Below are 18,210 nucleotides of genomic sequence, written 5' to 3' on the forward strand. Positions count from 1 at the left end.
CTAATGTGAAAAATAAGGAAAAGAAGTGGTCTATTTGAAAAACTTTTTAGAATTAGGAATTAGTGAAACTTTTAATCATACATTACGTGAAAATGGAATTACAGAAGCAACACCAATTCAAGAGAAGGCAATTCCAGTTATTCTGTCAGGTAAAGATATTATTGGGCAGGCGAAAACAGGAACGGGTAAAACGTTAGCATTCGTGTTACCGATTTTAGAAAAAATCGATCCAGAGTCTAGTGATGTTCAGGCTTTAATTGTTGCACCAACAAGGGAACTAGCTCTGCAAATTACAACTGAAATTAAAAAAATGCTTGTTCAAAGAGAAGATATTAATGTACTAGCGATTTATGGTGGGCAAGATGTAGCACAACAATTGAGAAAATTAAAAGGTAATACACATATTGTTGTTGCAACACCAGGACGATTATTAGATCATATACGACGTGAAACAATTGATTTAAGTAATCTTTCAACGATTGTACTAGATGAAGCGGATCAAATGCTTTATTTTGGTTTCTTATATGATATTGAAGACATTTTAGATGAGACACCAGGTAGTAAACAAACGATGTTATTCTCAGCAACGATGCCAAAAGATATTAAAAAATTGGCGAAGCGTTATATGGATGAACCGCAAATGATTCAAGTACAAAGTGAAGAAGTAACGGTTGATACAATTGAGCAGCGTGTCATTGAGACGACAGACCGTGCAAAGCCAGATGCACTTCGTTTTGTTATGGATCGTGATCAGCCATTTTTAGCTGTTATTTTCTGTCGTACAAAGGTTAGAGCAAGTAAGCTTTATGATAATTTAAAAGGACTAGGTTATAATTGTGCTGAACTTCATGGTGATATACCTCAAGCGAAACGTGAAAGAGTTATGAAGAGTTTCCGCGAAGCTAAAATTCAGTACTTAATCGCAACGGATGTAGCAGCTCGTGGACTTGATGTAGATGGTGTAACGCACGTATTTAACTATGATATCCCTGAAGATGTAGAAAGTTACATTCATCGCATTGGCCGAACAGGACGTGCAGGTGGATCAGGTCTTGCAATTACGTTCGTTGCAGCGAAAGATGAAAAACATTTAGAAGAAATTGAAAAAACGCTTGGTGCACCAATACAAAGAGAAATAATCGAACAACCGAAGATAAAACGTGTAGATGAAAATGGAAAACCGGTACCAAAGCCGGCTCCGAAGAAATCAGGTCAAAATCGTCAAAGAGATAGCCGCGAAGGTTCAAGAAGTGATTCAAGACGTGATTCGAGAAATAGCTCAAGAAGTGATTCAAGAAATAGTTCGAGAAATAGTTCTAGAAATGAAAATAACCGATCATTTAATAAGCCAAGTAATAAAAAAGGTAGTACAAAGCAAGGTCAGCAAAGACGTGGTCGTTAAATGGTTATAATTGTAAAAGAGTCGCAAAATATTGTGGCTCTTTTTTTTGTTTGAATACAACAAGGATGATGGCAAGAGAAAATTTCATTCACCGTATTTGAAATTTATAAAGGGAATTTTATAGTTCAAAACCAGTAGAGCAAGGGTATTACTGTCATTCAGCAGAACACTTTGGTTAAAAGAAAAGGTATTGAAGCGAGCGAGTATTTTCATTATACATTCCGCAATTATCGAAATAGAACAAGAGAAGTTTATGAAGGATTAAACTCGTATTGGTGTACGATCGTTGGAAACTGGAAAACTAATTTGTTAGTTTTTATCGATGAGGAACTCGAGAAGCACCACTGCCATCCTTATGGGGAAATTGCTTACGACGACGATGAAGGTAATGTAGTGATAATATGCGAAATAAGAAAAAAGGACTAGCAGTCGTACCTGCCGTCCTTTAATAGGAGAAAAAGTAATCTTGTTTAGAACTACGCATAAACAGAAAATCTGCTTGTAATTAGTTTTACCCTAAATATACGTGTCTATACAAAAAAGGGATAAGTAAAAAATACTTATCCCCGGAAGGGAAATCCCAAGTACCAAAATGGCTCGTATTGGTCTGCAGGTTCAAAAGTAGTATATGTAAAACGAAAAATCTCATACAAAAAGCAGACAACGATTTTGGTTGTCTGCCAGTGAGTTCAATGAGTTAGCTAATTGTGATAATTTGCATCCCCATTGCGAGAAGAGTGAAGCTGCTAGTTCAAACAGCTTGTTGGTATTATTTTCGATTTCTTAAAAAATATACATCAAAAGAAAGAGGTATTAGCCATGGACACGGCAGCTTGAAAGTAGTATGTATTTTTATTTGAAAAATATTCAAGGGGTGAAGAAACATGGAATGTTTAATAAAGGTGTTTGTTTTATTAATCAGTTAATTAATAAAACAAAATAGTTATTTGGGAGAAAGGGAAAATGAATATGAGATGAATTGAAGCTGTTGAAAAATTACTTGAAGTGATGAAAGAATGCTTTTGGAACGGAACATCTTTAAAGGGTGAAGCTAATGATTTTAATATTGTATCTTGGCTGATTGAAGAAGCGACGCGTAAAACAAAATAAAAATTTCATTTTGTAGCAAAGGGGAATAGATATGTGTACTTATTGGGGAAAAGTAGATAAAGAGTTCTTTAAGAGGCAAGAACCGGAACAAAATAAAAGAGCAGCTAGCAAAAGCTAACTGCTCAATACAAGGAGATACAGAGAAGACTACTTTAAATGAATGTTGGCATACAGCCTACATACAGTATTGACCGAATATTTATTTTAAATTCAATTTATTTAAAGTAAATATTCCAACAGATAAAATGGTTGCGCCTGCTACAGAACCTAACCAGTCTCTCCAGCCTAATGTATTTAAAGATGCATCTGTTAAATCCGTAATTAAGAAGATAGCAAACATTAATACACCAAATGCTAAGCATCCCCAAAATGTTTGCAAATATTTAATCATTTTCTTTCGGAACTTGCTCATATAAATCACCCTTATTAATAATTATATTTTTATAAATAAATTATCGCATGTGCAAAAATTAAAAGTACAAAATATGCAATATTACATATTGGAACTCAACAAAATACTCCATTGATAAGTACATAGATCGAACGAAGGCATCGTTCTTTTCCTAAAATGAAAGGTGACAATAAGAAACATGAGATACGTTTTAAACAAGTTGAGCGGACGTTAAAAAATAAAAATTTATAAAGGAAATAGAAAGTATGGTGTTGTATATGTACGATAATAGGAAACTTTTTGCAAACTAAACATATAATTTTAATAGACCGACAGTCGGTCTGGTGGGAAGGAGAACTTGAATGCGAATTGTAAAGGAGTATGAGGAGCGTAGAAAGGAAATTTTAGAAACAGCTGAGCGTTTGTTTCTTACGAAAGGTTATACGAAAACAACCGTGAATGATATTTTAAAAGAAATTGGTATAGCAAAGGGGACGTTTTATCATTATTTTAAGTCGAAGGAGGAAGTAATGGATGAAATCATTATGAGGATTATTAAAGAGGATGTCACTAAGGCGAAAAGGATTGTCTCCAATCCCGATATCCCCGTTTTAGATAAGTTATTTAAAATTTTAATGGAACAATCACCAAAATCAGGAGATGTCAAAGAAAAAATGATTGAACAATTCCATCAACCAAATAATGCAGAAATGCATCAGAAAAGTTTAGTGCAATCCATTATACATTTATCTCCTGTATTAACGGAAGTTTTAGAGCAAGGAATAGAAGAAGGCATATTTTATACTCCATACCCACAAGAAACAATTGAATTATTACTCTCTTCAGCACAAGTCATATTTGATGATGGTTTATTTCAGTGGAAACCGGAAGAAATGATGAGAAGAGCTAAGGCGTATATTAAAATGATGGAAGTATCTGTTGGAGCGAAAGAAGGGTCCTTTGATTATATGATCGAGGTTTTAATGAAACAGAAATAGCTTTTTTCTGTTTGGGTGTTATAGACCGGCAGTCGGTCTAGACTAAATGAAGGATGTGATGAGGATGCCAGCAAGTATTCAATCTTCCTTGAAAGATTTTCACTTAATGGTAAGTGGTCAAATTATTACTATTTTAGGTTCAACACTATTACGTTTTGCTCTCTCACTATATGTGCTAGATATAACAGGGCGTGCAGATATATTCGCAGGGTTATATGCGGTAACGAGTATTCCGTTTCTGCTAGCACCTCTTGGCGGAGCAATAGCAGATCGTTTCAACCGCCGTAATGTAATGGTCATTTTTGATTTTATAAACGCTGCTATTGTATTAAGTTTTATAGTTTTGTTATTAACTGAATCGGTATCTATTTTATTGATTGGAACAATTATGTTTTTACTAGCAGTCATTAGTGCAATGTACGCACCAGTTGTAATGGCGAGTATTCCGCAATTAGTTCCAGAGAAAAAGTTAGAACAAGCAAACGGTATCGTAAATGGTGTGCAAGCATTATCTAATATAGTTGCACCTGTACTAGGAGGAATATTATACGGCATAATTGGTTTGAAAATGCTCGTAATAACAAGTTGTCTTGCTTTCTTTTTATCTGCGATTTTAGAAATGTTTATTACAATACCATTTATAAAAAGAATACAGGAAGGCCATATCGTACCGACAATTGTAAAAGATATGAAAGAAGGTTTTCTTTATGTTTTAAAGCAACCTTTTATTTTGAAGGCTATGTTACTTGCAGCTTTACTAAACTTAATTTTGACACCGTTATTTGTTGTTGGGGGACCTATTATGTTACGAGTGACTATGCAGAGTAGCGATACGATGTATGGAATTGGAATGGGATTAATTGATTTTGCAACCATATTAGGGGCATTGTCAATCGGTTTCTTTGCTAAAAAGTTACAGATGAAAACATTATATAATTGGATGCTTATCATAGCTTTATTAGTAATGCCAGTGGCACTATCAGTTACACCGTTTATTCTTAATTTAGGATACTATCCACCATTTATCCTCTTTATACTTTCTTCTCTTCTAATCGCAATGATTATGACAATTGTATCCATCTATGTGATTACTGTAGTCCAAAAGAAAACACCAAATGAAAATCTAGGAAAAGTGATGGCAATTATAACAGCGGTATCTCAATGTATGGCACCAATTGGGCAAGTCGTATATGGTTTTATGTTTGAAGGATTCAGTACGAAAATTTATTTACCTATATTTGCTATTAGTTTCATAATGATATTAATAGCTATAGTGACGAAGAAAATATTAAGAAATGAAGGGAACTAGCTTCATATGATTAGAGTATTAGCGAAACCCAATCCTAATCAATTCTTTATCATTTATTTCAATTACGAATCTATATTCTTTGTCTAATATCCAGTAATAAAAACTGACTGCATCAACGTCAACTAGTGATTGGAATACTTTATCAAGATTTGTACTTACTACAGGGATTTCATAGTTATCCCATATTATAAAAATCTGTTCGTCAAAATCTAGTTGGTTTGCTCTAATAAGGGAAATTAGTTGTTCTTTGTTCGAAGCTATGAATTGGTTATCTATCTGTTCCCAATCTATTCTTCCCGAGACAGTTATAGGAAATGAATTCATTAAAATAATAGCAATCTGCTGGCTTTTTTCTTGGGAGAAAATGAGAGTTTCGTTTCCTAGGGATTCAAGGCATTCACTAAACAAAGGGTTTGTGTCATTGTTGTTTTTGGTTTTCAGTGCTCTTAACTTTTGTCGCAATTTCCATTGTCTTGACGATCTATCATCCATTTTTAACATTCCTTATACAATTATTTAATAATGAGTATAGCATATAAGGGAAGTCTTTATGAAAAGGAACTTTTTAAATATAAATTAAATAAAAGCGTTATTTGAAAAAAAGCCTTTTAAGGAAAGATAAGAGGCCATCAAAAAATATAACAACATGAAAATTTTATATTATGTATATACAATTTAAAGAGTTAGTGGAAATAATAAAATGTATAAAATTCTTATAAAAAAGCCCTAGGATTAGGGGATCTAGGGCTTCCTCTGTTGGTATATCTCACACGACATTATAAAAAGAAAAGAACTTAATGAAGGTAACACATGAATGTTTCGTAAATGTATCAAAAAAGTGAACAAAAGCGTTATTTTATTAGAAAAGTATGATTGTATGAAATAACATGTATGAAAGAAGAGACGTTAGCAAAAATATCCCTTAACGAAATCGGCTTTATTTTTCAGCAAAGTAACCTTCTTAAGTGACTCATGTTGTATAGGTAGCAGAGAAAACAGAAAGAGTTCTTTTTATGGAGGACGGAGAAGTTGTTAGTGAAATACAACTAGGCAAGTTTAGGAATGATGATTTAAAAGCGCGAGAAGAGAAATTGTTAAAATGGTTAGCTGTACTCGGATTTTAAAGACAAAAACTCCTATTGAATATAGGAGTTTTTTCTTTGTTTGAAAGTTCGAAAAGATATATAATAATTTTCTGACTATTAATTTATGGAGGGGTATTAATGAAAACTGAAACGTTACACACACAAGAAGACATTTTAAAAATGCTTGATTCATTATTAAGACCTGCAGAACCATTTTGGAATGATTTTTATGAGAATAGAGAAAAGGATGTTCCGTTTTTTGAAAATGTTCCAGATGAGAATCTAGTTTCGTATATACAAAAAGAGAGAGTTTCAAAAGGGAAGGTATTAGAACTTGGATGTGGTCCAGGTAGAAATGCCATTTATTTAGCGACTCAAGGATTTGATGTAACAGCAGTGGATTTATCTGTAGAAGGCATTAATTGGGCTAAAGAAAGGGCATTGGCAAAAGGGGTAGCAATTCATTTTATTTGTGATTCAATTTTTAATTTAGAGGTTCAAAACGAATTTGATTTTGTATACGATTCGGGCTGTTTGCATCACATTCCACCGCATAGAAGAATAAATTATGTGGATTTAATTAAAAACTCATTAAAATCGGGTGGTTATTTCGGATTAACATGTTTTGCGGCAGGCGATTTAGATGAGCGAAATGGATCGGAAATAACAGATTGGGATGTATATAGAGGATGGAGTCTACAAGGTGGTCTTGCATACTCGGAAGAAAAGTTAAGAGAGATATTTAAAGAATTTGAGGTAATTGAGATTAGAAGGATGAAACAAATGAAACAACCGAAAGAAATGTTTGGAGAATCATTTCTTTGGACAGCATTATTTAAGAAGAAATAATAAAGTAGATAATTGACAAACTCATCGTTTTTATAGACAATACACTTATAGGAATGTACGTTCGGTTTTTTGCCGACTTATGTTTTACATAAATATATAACAAGGGGCTGTCTCCATATGAGTAACACAAATCAAAAAATTACTACGTTTTTAATGTTTGAAGGCAAAGCTGAGGAAGCAATGAATTTTTATACGTCGCTATTTGATCAATCGGAAATTGTAAGTATTTCTCGCTACGATGAAAATGGACCTGGTAAAGAGGGAACTGTAATTCATGCAACTTTTACGCTAAATGGCCAAGAGTTTATGTGTATTGATAGTTATGTAAATCATAATTTTACATTCACTCCAGCTATGTCTCTTTATGTAACTTGTGAGACAGAAGAAGAAATTGAAACGGTCTTTCATAAACTAGCGCAGGATGGAGCAATTCTCATGCCTTTAGGTTCTTATCCATTTAGTAAAAAGTTTGGCTGGTTAAATGATAAGTATGGTGTATCTTGGCAGTTAACTCTTGCTGAATAAAAAAGAAAAAGCGTAGCTTATTTGTTTAATGGATTTAGTTAAAAGCTTGAAAAATGAAATAACATAAAAAAGCGTTCCAACTGTCAACAGATTTGGAATGCTTTTTTTATGTGGAAGTGAGTTGTTTAAAACTTACCAATTCTACGATTAGTTTAAATGAATGGAATAGATGTGTATTTTTTGTCTTTTCAGAATTTTTTAGTGGTTACTTGCGTTTATCTGTTAATATAAATATAGACAACTATGTATGAACCATCAGGCAGGTTAATAGAAAAAGGAAAGCATTAAGCTTACACATTGAATGCAACTAGATCGTTAGGAGGACTAATCGCAATGGATACTACAAAACAAAACAGTAATGCATGAGATAAGAAGGTTGAAGAAGGTTCTAGATACACGCAGCCTGTAAGTAGCGAGGTTATTGAGAAAAGCAAATCAGGTGAATGGGAGATTACAGTCACTACGGAAAAATCAGTTCCTAGAAAGTGGTTTCCAAAGTCATTAGATGGATTAAAGATACTTTGCTTAGCATCAGGTGGCGGACAACAAGCACCTGTTCTAGCTGCTGCTGGAGCAGATGTAACAGTTACTGATATATCTAAGAAGCAATTGGAACAAGATGAAAAGGTAGCAAAACGGGATGGTTTGACTTTGAAAACAGTACAAGGAGATATGTCAGACCTTGGTGATTTTGAGGATGAATATTTTGATATTGTTATAAATCCTGTTTCTAATTTGTTTGTAAAAGACGTTCATCTTGTATGGAATGAAGTTTCTAGGGTTTTAAAGAATAAGGGTATTCTTATTGCTGGATTTACAAATCCGTTACTATGGATTTTTGATGATAACCAAGAGCAAAAAGGTATTCTTGATGTTAAACATTCAATTCCTTCATCAACATTGGATTATTTACCAGAGGATGAAGTTCAAGATTACATCGATTCAAATCAAACAATAGAATATGCGCATACTTTAGAAGACCAAATCCAAGGCCAAATTGAAGCTGGTTTTGCTATAACAGGTTTTTATGAGGATGATTTTGGTGGAACAAGGATATTAGATAAGCATATTAAAACATTTATTGCGACAAAAGCTATAAAGTTAAAGATGGATTAAGAATTTTTGCTTGTCGCACGGGGCGTTAGTCGAAAAACGCTCTTAAAATAGAAAAGGATGGTGCTTTCCATCCTTTTCCTTATGTATTTTGATTGTCGAAACTATTCTCAAAACAAGTTTTACACTACCAATTGTATAATTAGGTTATGCTTTTATATTAAGAATTTTGCTGACCAAATCTTTTCCCGAGTTTAGCTAACAATTCAGGTTGATCGCTTTGGCTCATTATAACTTCAATAAAGATAAGTTGATTCTTATTAAAAGTTATATTTGTTAAGACTTCTGCTAATTCTGATTCATTTTCTACTTTAAATGTTAGACTTTTTTCTTCTGCCCCAAATACCATTGATAGTTTATTGTAATCCCACATTTGTATATCATTATAAGGTTGGTTTTGGCCGTGAATGGCACGTTCAACAGTGTATCCGTTGTTATTGATTAAAAATATAATTGGTTTTAAATTTTGACGTAATATAGTTGATAACTCTTGGGCAGTTACTTGGAAAGAACCATCACCAATAATTAAAATGTTGCGCCGTGATAAAGTGGCGAGCTGTGTACCAAGTAGAGCGGGCAGTGTATATCCGATAGATCCCCATAACGGTTGTCCTACATATGCAGTGTTATTAGGTAGAGGGATAGCAGCACTACCAAAGAAAGGTGTTCCTTGCTCTACAATTAATACGTCGTTTTCTTGTAAGAAATGGTACATTTGCTGCCAAAAACGTTTTTGTGTGACCAGTTGTGCTTTTGGAATGAACTCTTCAGTAAAAGGTGAGGATTCTAAAATAAATGGCTTAACGTCAAGGGTATCTTTATTACGATGCTCAATTGAATCACTTAAATGTTGTAAAACATCCTGCATTACAACTGGACCGTATTTTTTATCTATAATTTTCACAGCGTAGGGATGGATTTCTATAACTTGTTCTTTTGTAAAACCTTGTGTGAAGCCGCCTGTAATAGTATCAGTTAACTTCACACCAATACTAATAATACAATCAGATTCATCAATTCTTTTTCTCAAGTACGGAGAACTTACATCACCAGTATAAATCCCTATAAATTGAGGGTGTTTTTCTGGGAATATTCCTTTTCCCATACTTAACGTCGCGATGGGAAACCCAGTTTTTTCTACAAATTGATGTAAATTTTCTTTAGCGTGAAATCGATCTACTTCAAAATCAGCTAAAATTACAGGTTTTTTGGCGTTATTTATTATTGAAGTGGCATGTAGTAGCATTTTATCCAACGCTTCTTTATTACTTAAAATCGGTTTATATAAAATTGGTTCTGTAGGTTTATTAATTGGTTTATTATATACATCAATCGGCAAATTAATATGAACCGGGCGTTTTTCATTCCAACATGCGCGTAAAACACGGTCAATTTCCTCAGCAGCATGCTCAGATGTTACATTTGTTTGTGCCACAGTGATTTCTCGATACATATTGGAAAAGTGATCGAACTTTCCATCGCCTAACGTATGATGAACGATTGCTCCATTTTCCATTACTTTTGTTGGTGGCGTACCTGTAATTTTTATAACTGGCACGTTTTCCGCATATGAGCCAGCAATACCGTTAATAGCACTTAATTCTCCAACACCGAAAGTAGTAATAAGAGCAGCGATTCCTTTTATGCGAGCGTACCCATCTGCTGCATATGCAGCATTTAATTCATTACAATTTCCAATCCACTTTAAATTTTCATGTGCTACTACATCATCTAAAAAGGCAAGATTATAATCACCAGGAACCCCAAATATATGTTCAATTCCTAATTCGTGTAGTCTATCCAATAAATATGCACTTATAGTATATTGTTTTTTCAAATGAATCATCTCCTAATTATGCAATGAATGTTTCAATAGACTAAATAAGTTCTAATGCGTTGATTAAAATATTCATTACTAGATTGTGGTATAATTTACATACAGGGGGAAAGTAGATGACACAACATAAAGAAGAACAGATGAATGAGGCATTAGCATTATTTTATTTTGCATATAAAACATTTACTGAAAAGCCAGATGAAATTATAAAAGAATATGGCATTCAACGAGTACATCATCGAATTTTATTTTTTATTGCACGTTTTCCAGGGATAAGTGTAAATGAGTTACTATCACTATTAGAAATAAGTAAGCAAGCTCTCCACGGACCGCTACGTCAACTTGTGGAAAAGGGCTTAATTGAGAGTAATGAAGCTATGCATGATCGACGTGTAAAACAGTTGTCTTTAACAGAAAAAGGTGCAGATTTAGAGAAAAAACTGAGTGATGTACAAAGACAACAAATGGGTGCTATTTTTTCAAAATTTGGTGAATCATGTGAGGACAATTGGCACCAAGTTATGAATGAAATGGCAAATAGCCGATCAGGTTTTGATGCTTGGATATCGAAACGTGAAATACCAGTCAATCAAAAATAATGAAAAAACTTCTGTTTTTATCGTTTGAAAAAGAACAAATTTTATCCATACATTTGGCAACTATGATTTGGTCATAGAGTGAATGGATAAAAAGATACATTACTAGATACTTTATACGTGTACGCAATGGAACAATAAAATTCACATTTCCGAAAGGGGAATTATAATGATAAAACTTGTACTTATTCGTCACGGACAAAGCTTATGGAATCTTGAAAATCGCTTTACTGGATGGACAGATGTTGATCTATCAGAGAATGGATTAAGTGAAGCGAGAGAAGCAGGAGCAATATTAAAGAAAAACGGATATACTTTTGATGTGGCTTATACATCAGTATTAAAACGCGCAATTCGGACGTTATGGATTGTACTTCATGAGATGGATCTTACTTGGGTTCCAATACATAAATCTTGGAAGCTAAATGAAAGACATTATGGTGCATTGCAAGGGCTGAATAAAGATGAAACTGCACAAAAATATGGTGAGGAGCAAGTTCATATTTGGAGAAGAAGTGTTGATGTAAGACCACCGGCTCTTACTGAAGACGATCCTCGATATGAAGCGACCGATCCAAGATATAAAACACTCAAAAAAGGTGAATTTCCATTAACTGAATGTTTAGAGGATACGGAGAAGAGAGTACTTGCTTATTGGCATTCAGAAATTGCGCCGACATTAAAAAGTGGTAATAAAGTAATTATTTCATCACACGGTAACACAATTCGCTCGCTAGTAAAATATTTAGACAACCTTTCAAGTGATGGTGTAGTTTCATTAAATATTCCCACTAGCATTCCGCTTGTTTATGAATTAGACGAAAACTTACGTCCGATTCGTCATTATTATTTAAGTATGGATGGAGAAGTACCTGAAGGGGAAATTCCGAAACATATTTCTTTTTAATACGAAAATTTGAAATGAATGCTTGTCTACATATACAATATAGACTCATGGTAAAGTGAAATTTTAATCAGTGGGGGTCTTATTTCCCACAAATAACAGGATAAAAGACGTGGTACTTTCTAATATATATGCGATGTAGCTAATTTTAGAAGCTTGTCCACGTCTTTTGTCATAAAGAAAGCAGCTTGCGCATGTAATGATATCGTGAGTAGTTTTTGAATGGAGGGTGATGTGATTAATGATCTCTAACATTCGAATTGGCTTATTTGTTTTAGCGATTGTCTTTGTAGTCCTTGTTTTCTTTTATTGGAAAAATGAGGAGTTGTACGAGGAGAAAAAGCAACGTATTAGAAAGACTTGGTATGGTTTGTTTATCATATCTGTCACTGTGTATTTCATGATAAAAGGAATTGATTTAACCCTCTGGAAAAATCTTTTAATGTTTACTGCAATGGCTATTTTTGTTGATATTGCGTTCATTTTAACACCTAATATTTCTGAAATATGGGGTGCGAAATTTAGCGATATTGGCAAGACAGTTCAATCAATAAAACGATCATTAATTGCATCTAAAGCGAGAGGAGAAATATACACGACAATTATTCAAAATGTTAATCCAGCAGTATTCGGTACGATGGAATGGCATACGGAAGAGGAATATACAAAGAGCTTAAATGCATTTTTAGATTCATATGGGGAAAAGATTGGCGCGAAAATTGTTGTTTTTGAAGCCGCGAAGGAATTAAATACAAACTTTCGTGGTATTCGCTCGCAATTTAGTATTATCGTTCCGTTAGAACATATCGAGCAATTGAATGAGCAGAAAGCGGTGCAAGTAGAAAATGTCGGGATTATACCAGCAAAAATAGTAAGTGATGTTTTCATTGTTATTGATGGAAAGAAAAATAACCTGCAAGATCGGGATTTTGAAAATGTATATAATTTAACAATACATCATAGTTATTTTAGTAAATAAGGACAGAATCTTTTTCTGTCCTTTTCTTCTATACATAAATTAAAAACAAAATCCGACAAAGTTGAATAAAATTGGACAATCATTCCTACACTAGCAGGTAGAGGTGATTGTAGTGGTAAAAGATTATGACAATGATTTTTTTAAAGAAGATAATGAAGATACAACAGATTTCTCTTTAATAAAAGGGGATACGTTGCAGCAAGTAGAAGAATTAGAAGAAGAATTAAAAAGAAAATCATAAGTGTACACTCTTTCTACATTTGCTATATAATATAAATAAAAGGTTGTATCTTTTTGAAAAGGGGGAGAAGAGATGGCTGAAGTCAATGCACAAAAGTCTTCGTTTTTTAAAGAAAAAAAAGAAGAATCAAATACAGATTTCTCTCTTGTGAAAGGTGCATTAACGGAGAATATAAATCGGTTAGAGAAACTGATGAATAATAGTAGTTCAAAATATATACAGGTGAAAAGAACAAAAGAAAATGCATAGAGCATTTTCTTTTGTTTTTTTATTTAATAGTAAACTTATCTTTTACTTTTTCAGGTAAATCTGCTTTCTGAATCTCTTCATAGGACTTTACTTCAATTGATGATATTTCATTTTTGCTATTATCATCTTGATCTACATAAAGGCGTAAAAACGCGTCTTCATTTAATTTATGGGCGTTTTCTTTTTTTGTACTTCTAAATGTAATTTGTTTTTTAACACCATCTTCATCATATGCGGGCAGCGTATAGTTTCGTAAGTTTCTACCATCTACCTTTTCAATAGTTCCTTCGCCTTTTATTTGCATGTAATATACATCTTTACCAATTCTATTTAGTGACGCTCTCTCACAGCCAATAGTAAAACTAAAAAATAATAAACATAGTGTAATAATTGCTAAAAACTTTTTCATTTTCTTTATCTCCTTTAATGTGTTTCTTTAAAAAGTATACGATTATTATTAAATGAGAAAAATCGATATAGATTACAACGCCCTTACAATATTGTAATATTGTTGTACATAAAATGAACAATAAAAGTTAAAAGAAAGGTAAAATAATGAATCATGGTATAATGATATGAGACTTACATATTATTTTGTCATTTGGAGAGGAGCTTGAAAAATGTATTCTACTTTAGAACAATTAACAAAGCACCCTGTATTTTATCATTTTGCAGAAATTTCAAAGATTCCTAGAGGATCAGGTAATGAAAAGGAAATTAGTGATTATTTAGTGGGCTTTGCAAAAGAGCGTAACTTAGAAGTCATTCAAGATGAAGCATTAAATGTCATTATTAAAAAAGAAGCAACAACTGGTTATGAAAATGTACCAGCTATTATTATTCAAGGTCATATGGATATGGTTTGCGAAAAAAATCAAGCAACAGTACATGATTTTGAAAAAGATCCAATTGAATTACGAATCATTGGGGACATGTTATATGCAAATCAAACAACTTTAGGTGCTGATAATGGTATTGCAGTTGCGTATGCATTAGCTTTATTAGATTCGAAAGAAATTCCGCATCCAGCACTTGAAGTCGTTATCACTACTGAAGAAGAAACGACAATGGGCGGGGCTTTTGCTATTGATCCAAATCATTTTGAAGGAAAGATATTTATAAATATTGATTCTGAAGAAGATCATAAATTACTTGTAAGTAGTGCAGGTGGTGCGAAAGCTGTTGAAACAATTCCCGTAATTTGGGATGAAACGCCAGCGAATATGGATGCATACCGTCTATATGTTGGTGGTCTAAAAGGCGGACATTCTGGTATGGAAATTGATAAACAACGCGGTAATGCGAACAAAGTATTAGGACGAGTATTACGTGATTTATCGGCACATACGGAGTTTAACATAAGTGAAGTTCACGGCGGATTAAAAACGAATGCAATTCCGCGTGAAAGTGTAGCTACACTTTTAATTCGTACAGAAGATGTAGGACAAGTAGAAGAAAAACTAGAATCATGGACACGTGTATTACAAGAAGAAATGCGTGCTGTTGATCCAGATGTTCATGTTACACTGACAAAATTGGATGAAACAGTTGAAAAAGTATTTGCTAAAGAGACACAAAAGCAGCTTATTTCATCATTATTCTTAATTCCAAATGGCATTCAAAGCATGAGCATGGATATTAAAGGTCTTGTAGAAAGCTCAACGAATTTAGGTGTTATTGAAACGTTGCGAGATGAAATTAAATTACGTAACGAAGTGCGAAGTTCTGTAAGTAGTTTAAAACAACATGTTGCAGAAGAAATCAAATATATTGCTGAATTAGTTGGTGCTACATTTGAAATAGAGTCAGAGTATCCAGAATGGCCATACAATCCAAACTCACAAATTCGTAATTTATTTGAAAAAGTACATCAAGAAAAATACAATAAAGAAATTGAAATCTTCGCTGTACATGCGGGGATTGAGTGTAGCGCATTCGTTCAAAAGATGCCTGAATTAGATGCAATTTCATTCGGACCAGACATTTTCAACGTCCACACTCCAGATGAACATATCAGTATCTCTTCTGTAGTGAATAACTGGGGATTCTTCATTGATGTAATGAAGGGTACGAAAGAATTAGCTAAGTAATAACGACGAAATAAAAAGGAGCCTATAAAAATTTATAGGCTCCTTTTTTGTATTGGAATTTATTCCGCTATTTGCCGGGCAGCCCGATTGGTTTAACTAATAATCAGTGGGTGATGCATAAAACCACTACTGATTAAAGTTTCACTTTATGAGAAGTCATTTTTCGTTAGTATGTAATATTAAGCTTGAACAATTAATAAGGATGAATTGTTGATGTTTTTTAGTACTGATGAAGGGGTGGAGAAATGAAGGGAAGAAATCATTTTATTGTTTGTATGTTTTTATTGTTTTTCACATTTAGTTTTATTGGTGTTCAGAAAATAATAGCAGAAGAAGTTGAATTTTCAGGAACAACAGCTCCATTGAATGTAAATGTTAGAGAGGCAAAAAGTTTAAATGCAAATATTGTAGATGTGATTCCCGGAAATACAAAAGTATCTTTTAAAGGATGGGAGTATGGTGAAGCGGTTAAAGATTATTGGACAGGAAATTTAGATAATCGTTGGTTTTATTATTTTAAAGATGGAAAAAAAGTATATGTAACGTCAGCGTATATTAATGGAAATCCCCCAAGTACAACAACAGACCGTAAATTATCTGTACCTAACATATTACAAGAAAGATCAAATTGGTGTTGGGCAGGCACTTCGGTTTCAGTTTTAAATTATTTTGGGAAAACTCCTTCACAAGATCAGTACGTTGGGTATGTTAAGGGTGGATCATATAATAATCCTGCAACTTCACGTGAAATACAATATGGATTATCGGGATATGGTGTTAGCTCAGCTATAAGTTCTGGAGCAAAATCTTATGATTGGTTCAAAAGTCAAATTAATAGTAATCAGCCGATGATTGCACTCATTATGTGGCAAAATGGAGCTAACATCGGACACTTTCTAGTACTTGATGGATTTTATAAAGGGACAAATGGAACAGATTATATAACATACATGGACCCTTGGTATGGTGATCATTATAATCATAATTTCAGTACGTTCCATAACAATAATAATTTTTGGTGGAGTGAAACTGTTTATAATATCCATGCAAACTAATAATATTAAAAGCGGGGGTTCATAAATGGGAAAACTACTTAAGCTTGTGATACTGTGCATGTGCTTAATGACTGTTATTATTTTCGCTAGTAAAATTAGTTATGCATCAAAAAATAAAAGTGAATCAGTACAATCGATCGCATTAAAAGATTATCAATATAGTAAGGGAAGTTCTTCTGAAAATTTAAGTTTTGAAAAAATAACAACATCTCCATTTTCGTTACCAATCTATGAAACAATTCCAGCACAGCAAATTTTAAATAGCTCTGAATTTAAGAATTTACTATTACCAACAAATGAAAAGCTGTGGTTTATTATGAAGGGTGAGCAGCCAGAAGGAATGATTGTTGCGAATGATACTGAACCGATTCGAACGGGCGGAGAAAATAGAAGTAAAGATTTATATGGATTATATACAGCAATAAAGAATAATACAAATGAAACAAAAGATATTAGTTATTTCGAATTTGAAGGGCAAGGAATATTGGTAGTAAATCAAAATAATGATCAAGAAATATACCTTAGTAAAGGTGCCGCTGCCATATTAAAACTTCCTGCTGGTCAAAAAGTATTGAGCAGTGAAGTATTACAGAAAATGAAAGAGAGAATTGTAACTGGTTTTGAATAGTGTAATGTCTGATTCTTTTTTGTGTTTATATAAGGTTGAATAGGGAACAGGATCAATGGTAGCATTAGGGCATCTTTACTGTTTGAAACCTAATAGTGTATATAAAAAGGTTAGAGAAGTTAATTCTCTAACCTTTTTATATTAATGTATGAAATTTAAAAAGTGATGGAGTAAACCAAATAATAAAAGTTTGTCTGCTCTTCTATTCTTATTTGCAATTTAAACTCGTTATATTCCGCTATCTATTGTACAACCTTTTTACATAGCTGAATTTTTTTATTTGAAAATAAGGGTGCATCTATAAAACCATAATGATAAACTAAAATACCTAATTCCACTCTAGAATTAATATGCCATTTTTCTTTAATATGATTAATTATCGTTGAAATTCTTCGAGGGGTAACATATATTTTTTTGGAAATTTCTGCATCTGTATATCCTTTTGCTACATAAATAGCTACTTCTAACTCTCTTTCGGTCAACATTCTTTTCATAAAATACGCTCCTTCGAAATTATTTATATAAAAATCAAAAGAAACTATTAAAAGAAATAAAGGTGAAAAATCATATTTATTTTAATCAGGCTATTTGCGGATAGTAAGACTCCCACCTCAAAATTTAGATGTGGCAAAGAAGTCGAACTCCCTGTAAAAGCCTGCCTGGAGTGGACTAATAATCAGTGGGGGGATAAAACTCCCATTAATTATTAGTGAACCATATTTTAATAATTTCTCGTATTGTAATACAAGTTTGTAAAAGAAACTATAAATCCATATAATTAGTAATTGTAACTATATTAATTTTACATTACATTAAAAGTTGGGAAATATTCTTATACTCATAAAGTGT

The 18,210-nt window shown here is 33.0% G+C and carries 19 protein-coding genes and 1 pseudogene; 15 read left to right on the forward strand and 5 right to left on the reverse strand.

Translation table 11 applies throughout. The annotated features are described in order from the left end of the window. Window positions 1-25: 25 nt before the first annotated feature. Window positions 26-1,402, forward strand: a complete 1,377-nt coding sequence (locus tag ACX9TM_RS12505; protein WP_065212736.1) for a DEAD/DEAH box helicase — start codon at window positions 26-28, stop codon at window positions 1,400-1,402. A 1,309-nt stretch (window positions 1,403-2,711) separates the two neighbouring features. Here ACX9TM_RS12505 and ACX9TM_RS12510 read toward each other — a convergent pair. Beyond that, entirely contained in the window at window positions 2,712-2,924 is a 213-nt protein-coding gene (locus tag ACX9TM_RS12510) for a hypothetical protein (RefSeq protein WP_000033157.1), read from the reverse strand. A 341-nt stretch (window positions 2,925-3,265) separates the two neighbouring features. On the opposite strand from ACX9TM_RS12510, the gene ACX9TM_RS12515 reads away from it, so the two are divergent. Both ACX9TM_RS12515 and ACX9TM_RS12520 read left to right on the forward strand, forming a co-directional pair. Beyond that, a complete protein-coding gene (locus ACX9TM_RS12515; protein WP_001223581.1) occupies window positions 3,266-3,901 on the forward strand; it encodes a TetR/AcrR family transcriptional regulator in 636 nt (211 codons plus the stop codon). Window positions 3,902-3,965: 64 nt separating this feature from the next. Then, on the forward strand, window positions 3,966-5,210 hold the full coding sequence (locus ACX9TM_RS12520) for an MFS transporter (protein ID WP_001111720.1): 1,245 nt from the start codon (window positions 3,966-3,968) through the stop codon (window positions 5,208-5,210). 18 nt (window positions 5,211-5,228) lie between these two features. On the opposite strand, the gene ACX9TM_RS12525 is transcribed toward ACX9TM_RS12520, so the two are convergent. Further along, window positions 5,229-5,702, reverse strand: a complete 474-nt coding sequence (locus ACX9TM_RS12525) for a CDI toxin immunity protein (RefSeq protein ID WP_000342724.1) — start codon at window positions 5,700-5,702, stop codon at window positions 5,229-5,231. Between the two features lie 491 nt (window positions 5,703-6,193). Between ACX9TM_RS12525 and ACX9TM_RS12530 the strand changes: the two are divergent. The 4 genes and pseudogenes from ACX9TM_RS12530 to ACX9TM_RS12545 form a co-directional block, all read left to right on the forward strand. Then, window positions 6,194-6,334 (forward strand): annotated as a pseudogene (locus ACX9TM_RS12530) (ABC transporter ATP-binding protein); the annotation flags it as partial. 99 nt (window positions 6,335-6,433) lie between these two features. Beyond that, the gene (locus ACX9TM_RS12535) at window positions 6,434-7,144 is read left to right on the forward strand and encodes a class I SAM-dependent methyltransferase (protein ID WP_025688183.1); all 711 of its coding nucleotides are present in this window, start codon (window positions 6,434-6,436) and stop codon (window positions 7,142-7,144) included. A gap of 117 nt (window positions 7,145-7,261) precedes the next feature. Beyond that, the gene (locus ACX9TM_RS12540) at window positions 7,262-7,669 is read left to right on the forward strand and encodes a VOC family protein (RefSeq protein ID WP_000072495.1); all 408 of its coding nucleotides are present in this window, start codon (window positions 7,262-7,264) and stop codon (window positions 7,667-7,669) included. A 420-nt stretch (window positions 7,670-8,089) separates the two neighbouring features. Next, complete coding sequence (locus tag ACX9TM_RS12545; RefSeq protein WP_224742171.1) at window positions 8,090-8,785, forward strand: class I SAM-dependent methyltransferase; 696 nt, start codon at window positions 8,090-8,092, stop codon at window positions 8,783-8,785. Window positions 8,786-8,942: 157 nt separating this feature from the next. Here ACX9TM_RS12545 and ACX9TM_RS12550 read toward each other — a convergent pair whose 3' ends face one another. Further along, the gene (locus ACX9TM_RS12550) at window positions 8,943-10,619 is read right to left on the reverse strand and encodes an alpha-keto acid decarboxylase family protein (protein ID WP_139256968.1); all 1,677 of its coding nucleotides are present in this window, start codon (window positions 10,617-10,619) and stop codon (window positions 8,943-8,945) included. A 116-nt stretch (window positions 10,620-10,735) separates the two neighbouring features. Between ACX9TM_RS12550 and ACX9TM_RS12555 the strand changes: the two genes are divergently transcribed. The 5 genes from ACX9TM_RS12555 to spoIISB all read left to right on the forward strand — a co-directional run bounded on the left by ACX9TM_RS12555 (window position 10,736) and on the right by spoIISB (window position 13,588). Then, on the forward strand, window positions 10,736-11,218 hold the full coding sequence (locus ACX9TM_RS12555) for a MarR family winged helix-turn-helix transcriptional regulator (protein ID WP_072770281.1): 483 nt from the start codon (window positions 10,736-10,738) through the stop codon (window positions 11,216-11,218). A gap of 166 nt (window positions 11,219-11,384) precedes the next feature. Then, a complete protein-coding gene (gpmA, locus tag ACX9TM_RS12560; protein ID WP_000594152.1) occupies window positions 11,385-12,122 on the forward strand; it encodes a 2,3-diphosphoglycerate-dependent phosphoglycerate mutase in 738 nt (245 codons plus the stop codon). Between the two features lie 238 nt (window positions 12,123-12,360). After that, window positions 12,361-13,098 carry a type II toxin-antitoxin system SpoIISA family toxin gene (locus tag ACX9TM_RS12565; protein ID WP_000624975.1) on the forward strand — a complete coding sequence of 246 codons (738 nt, stop codon included), beginning with the start codon at window positions 12,361-12,363 and terminating at the stop codon, window positions 13,096-13,098. Window positions 13,099-13,210: 112 nt separating this feature from the next. Further along, window positions 13,211-13,339 (forward strand): hypothetical protein, encoded by a 129-nt coding sequence (locus ACX9TM_RS12570; protein WP_000237818.1) that lies wholly within the window; start codon window positions 13,211-13,213, stop codon window positions 13,337-13,339. A 72-nt stretch (window positions 13,340-13,411) separates the two neighbouring features. Next, window positions 13,412-13,588: a stage II sporulation protein SB gene (gene spoIISB / locus ACX9TM_RS12575; protein ID WP_065382523.1), complete on the forward strand. Its 177-nt coding sequence runs from the start codon at window positions 13,412-13,414 to the stop codon at window positions 13,586-13,588. Between the two features lie 19 nt (window positions 13,589-13,607). Here the strand turns inward: spoIISB and ACX9TM_RS12580 are convergent, their stop codons facing one another. Further along, on the reverse strand, window positions 13,608-13,997 hold the full coding sequence (locus ACX9TM_RS12580) for a YxeA family protein (RefSeq protein ID WP_000713862.1): 390 nt from the start codon (window positions 13,995-13,997) through the stop codon (window positions 13,608-13,610). 211 nt (window positions 13,998-14,208) lie between these two features. On the opposite strand from ACX9TM_RS12580, the gene pepD reads away from it, so the two are divergent. The 3 genes from pepD (at window position 14,209) to ACX9TM_RS12595 (ending at window position 17,361) form a co-directional block, all read left to right on the forward strand. After that, a complete protein-coding gene (gene pepD / locus ACX9TM_RS12585) occupies window positions 14,209-15,678 on the forward strand; it encodes a beta-Ala-His dipeptidase (protein ID WP_065382524.1) in 1,470 nt (489 codons plus the stop codon). Window positions 15,679-15,923: 245 nt separating this feature from the next. Then, window positions 15,924-16,733, forward strand: coding sequence for a C39 family peptidase (locus ACX9TM_RS12590; protein ID WP_065382626.1), 810 nt, complete (start codon window positions 15,924-15,926; stop codon window positions 16,731-16,733). A gap of 25 nt (window positions 16,734-16,758) precedes the next feature. After that, window positions 16,759-17,361: a hypothetical protein gene (locus ACX9TM_RS12595; protein WP_065382625.1), complete on the forward strand. Its 603-nt coding sequence runs from the start codon at window positions 16,759-16,761 to the stop codon at window positions 17,359-17,361. A gap of 242 nt (window positions 17,362-17,603) precedes the next feature. Here ACX9TM_RS12595 and ACX9TM_RS12600 read toward each other — a convergent pair whose 3' ends face one another. Then, window positions 17,604-17,855, reverse strand: coding sequence for a response regulator transcription factor (locus tag ACX9TM_RS12600; RefSeq protein WP_000827560.1), 252 nt, complete (start codon window positions 17,853-17,855; stop codon window positions 17,604-17,606). Between the last annotated feature and the right edge of the window lie 355 nt (window positions 17,856-18,210).

The organism is Bacillus sp. LH1 (genome assembly GCF_057924895.1).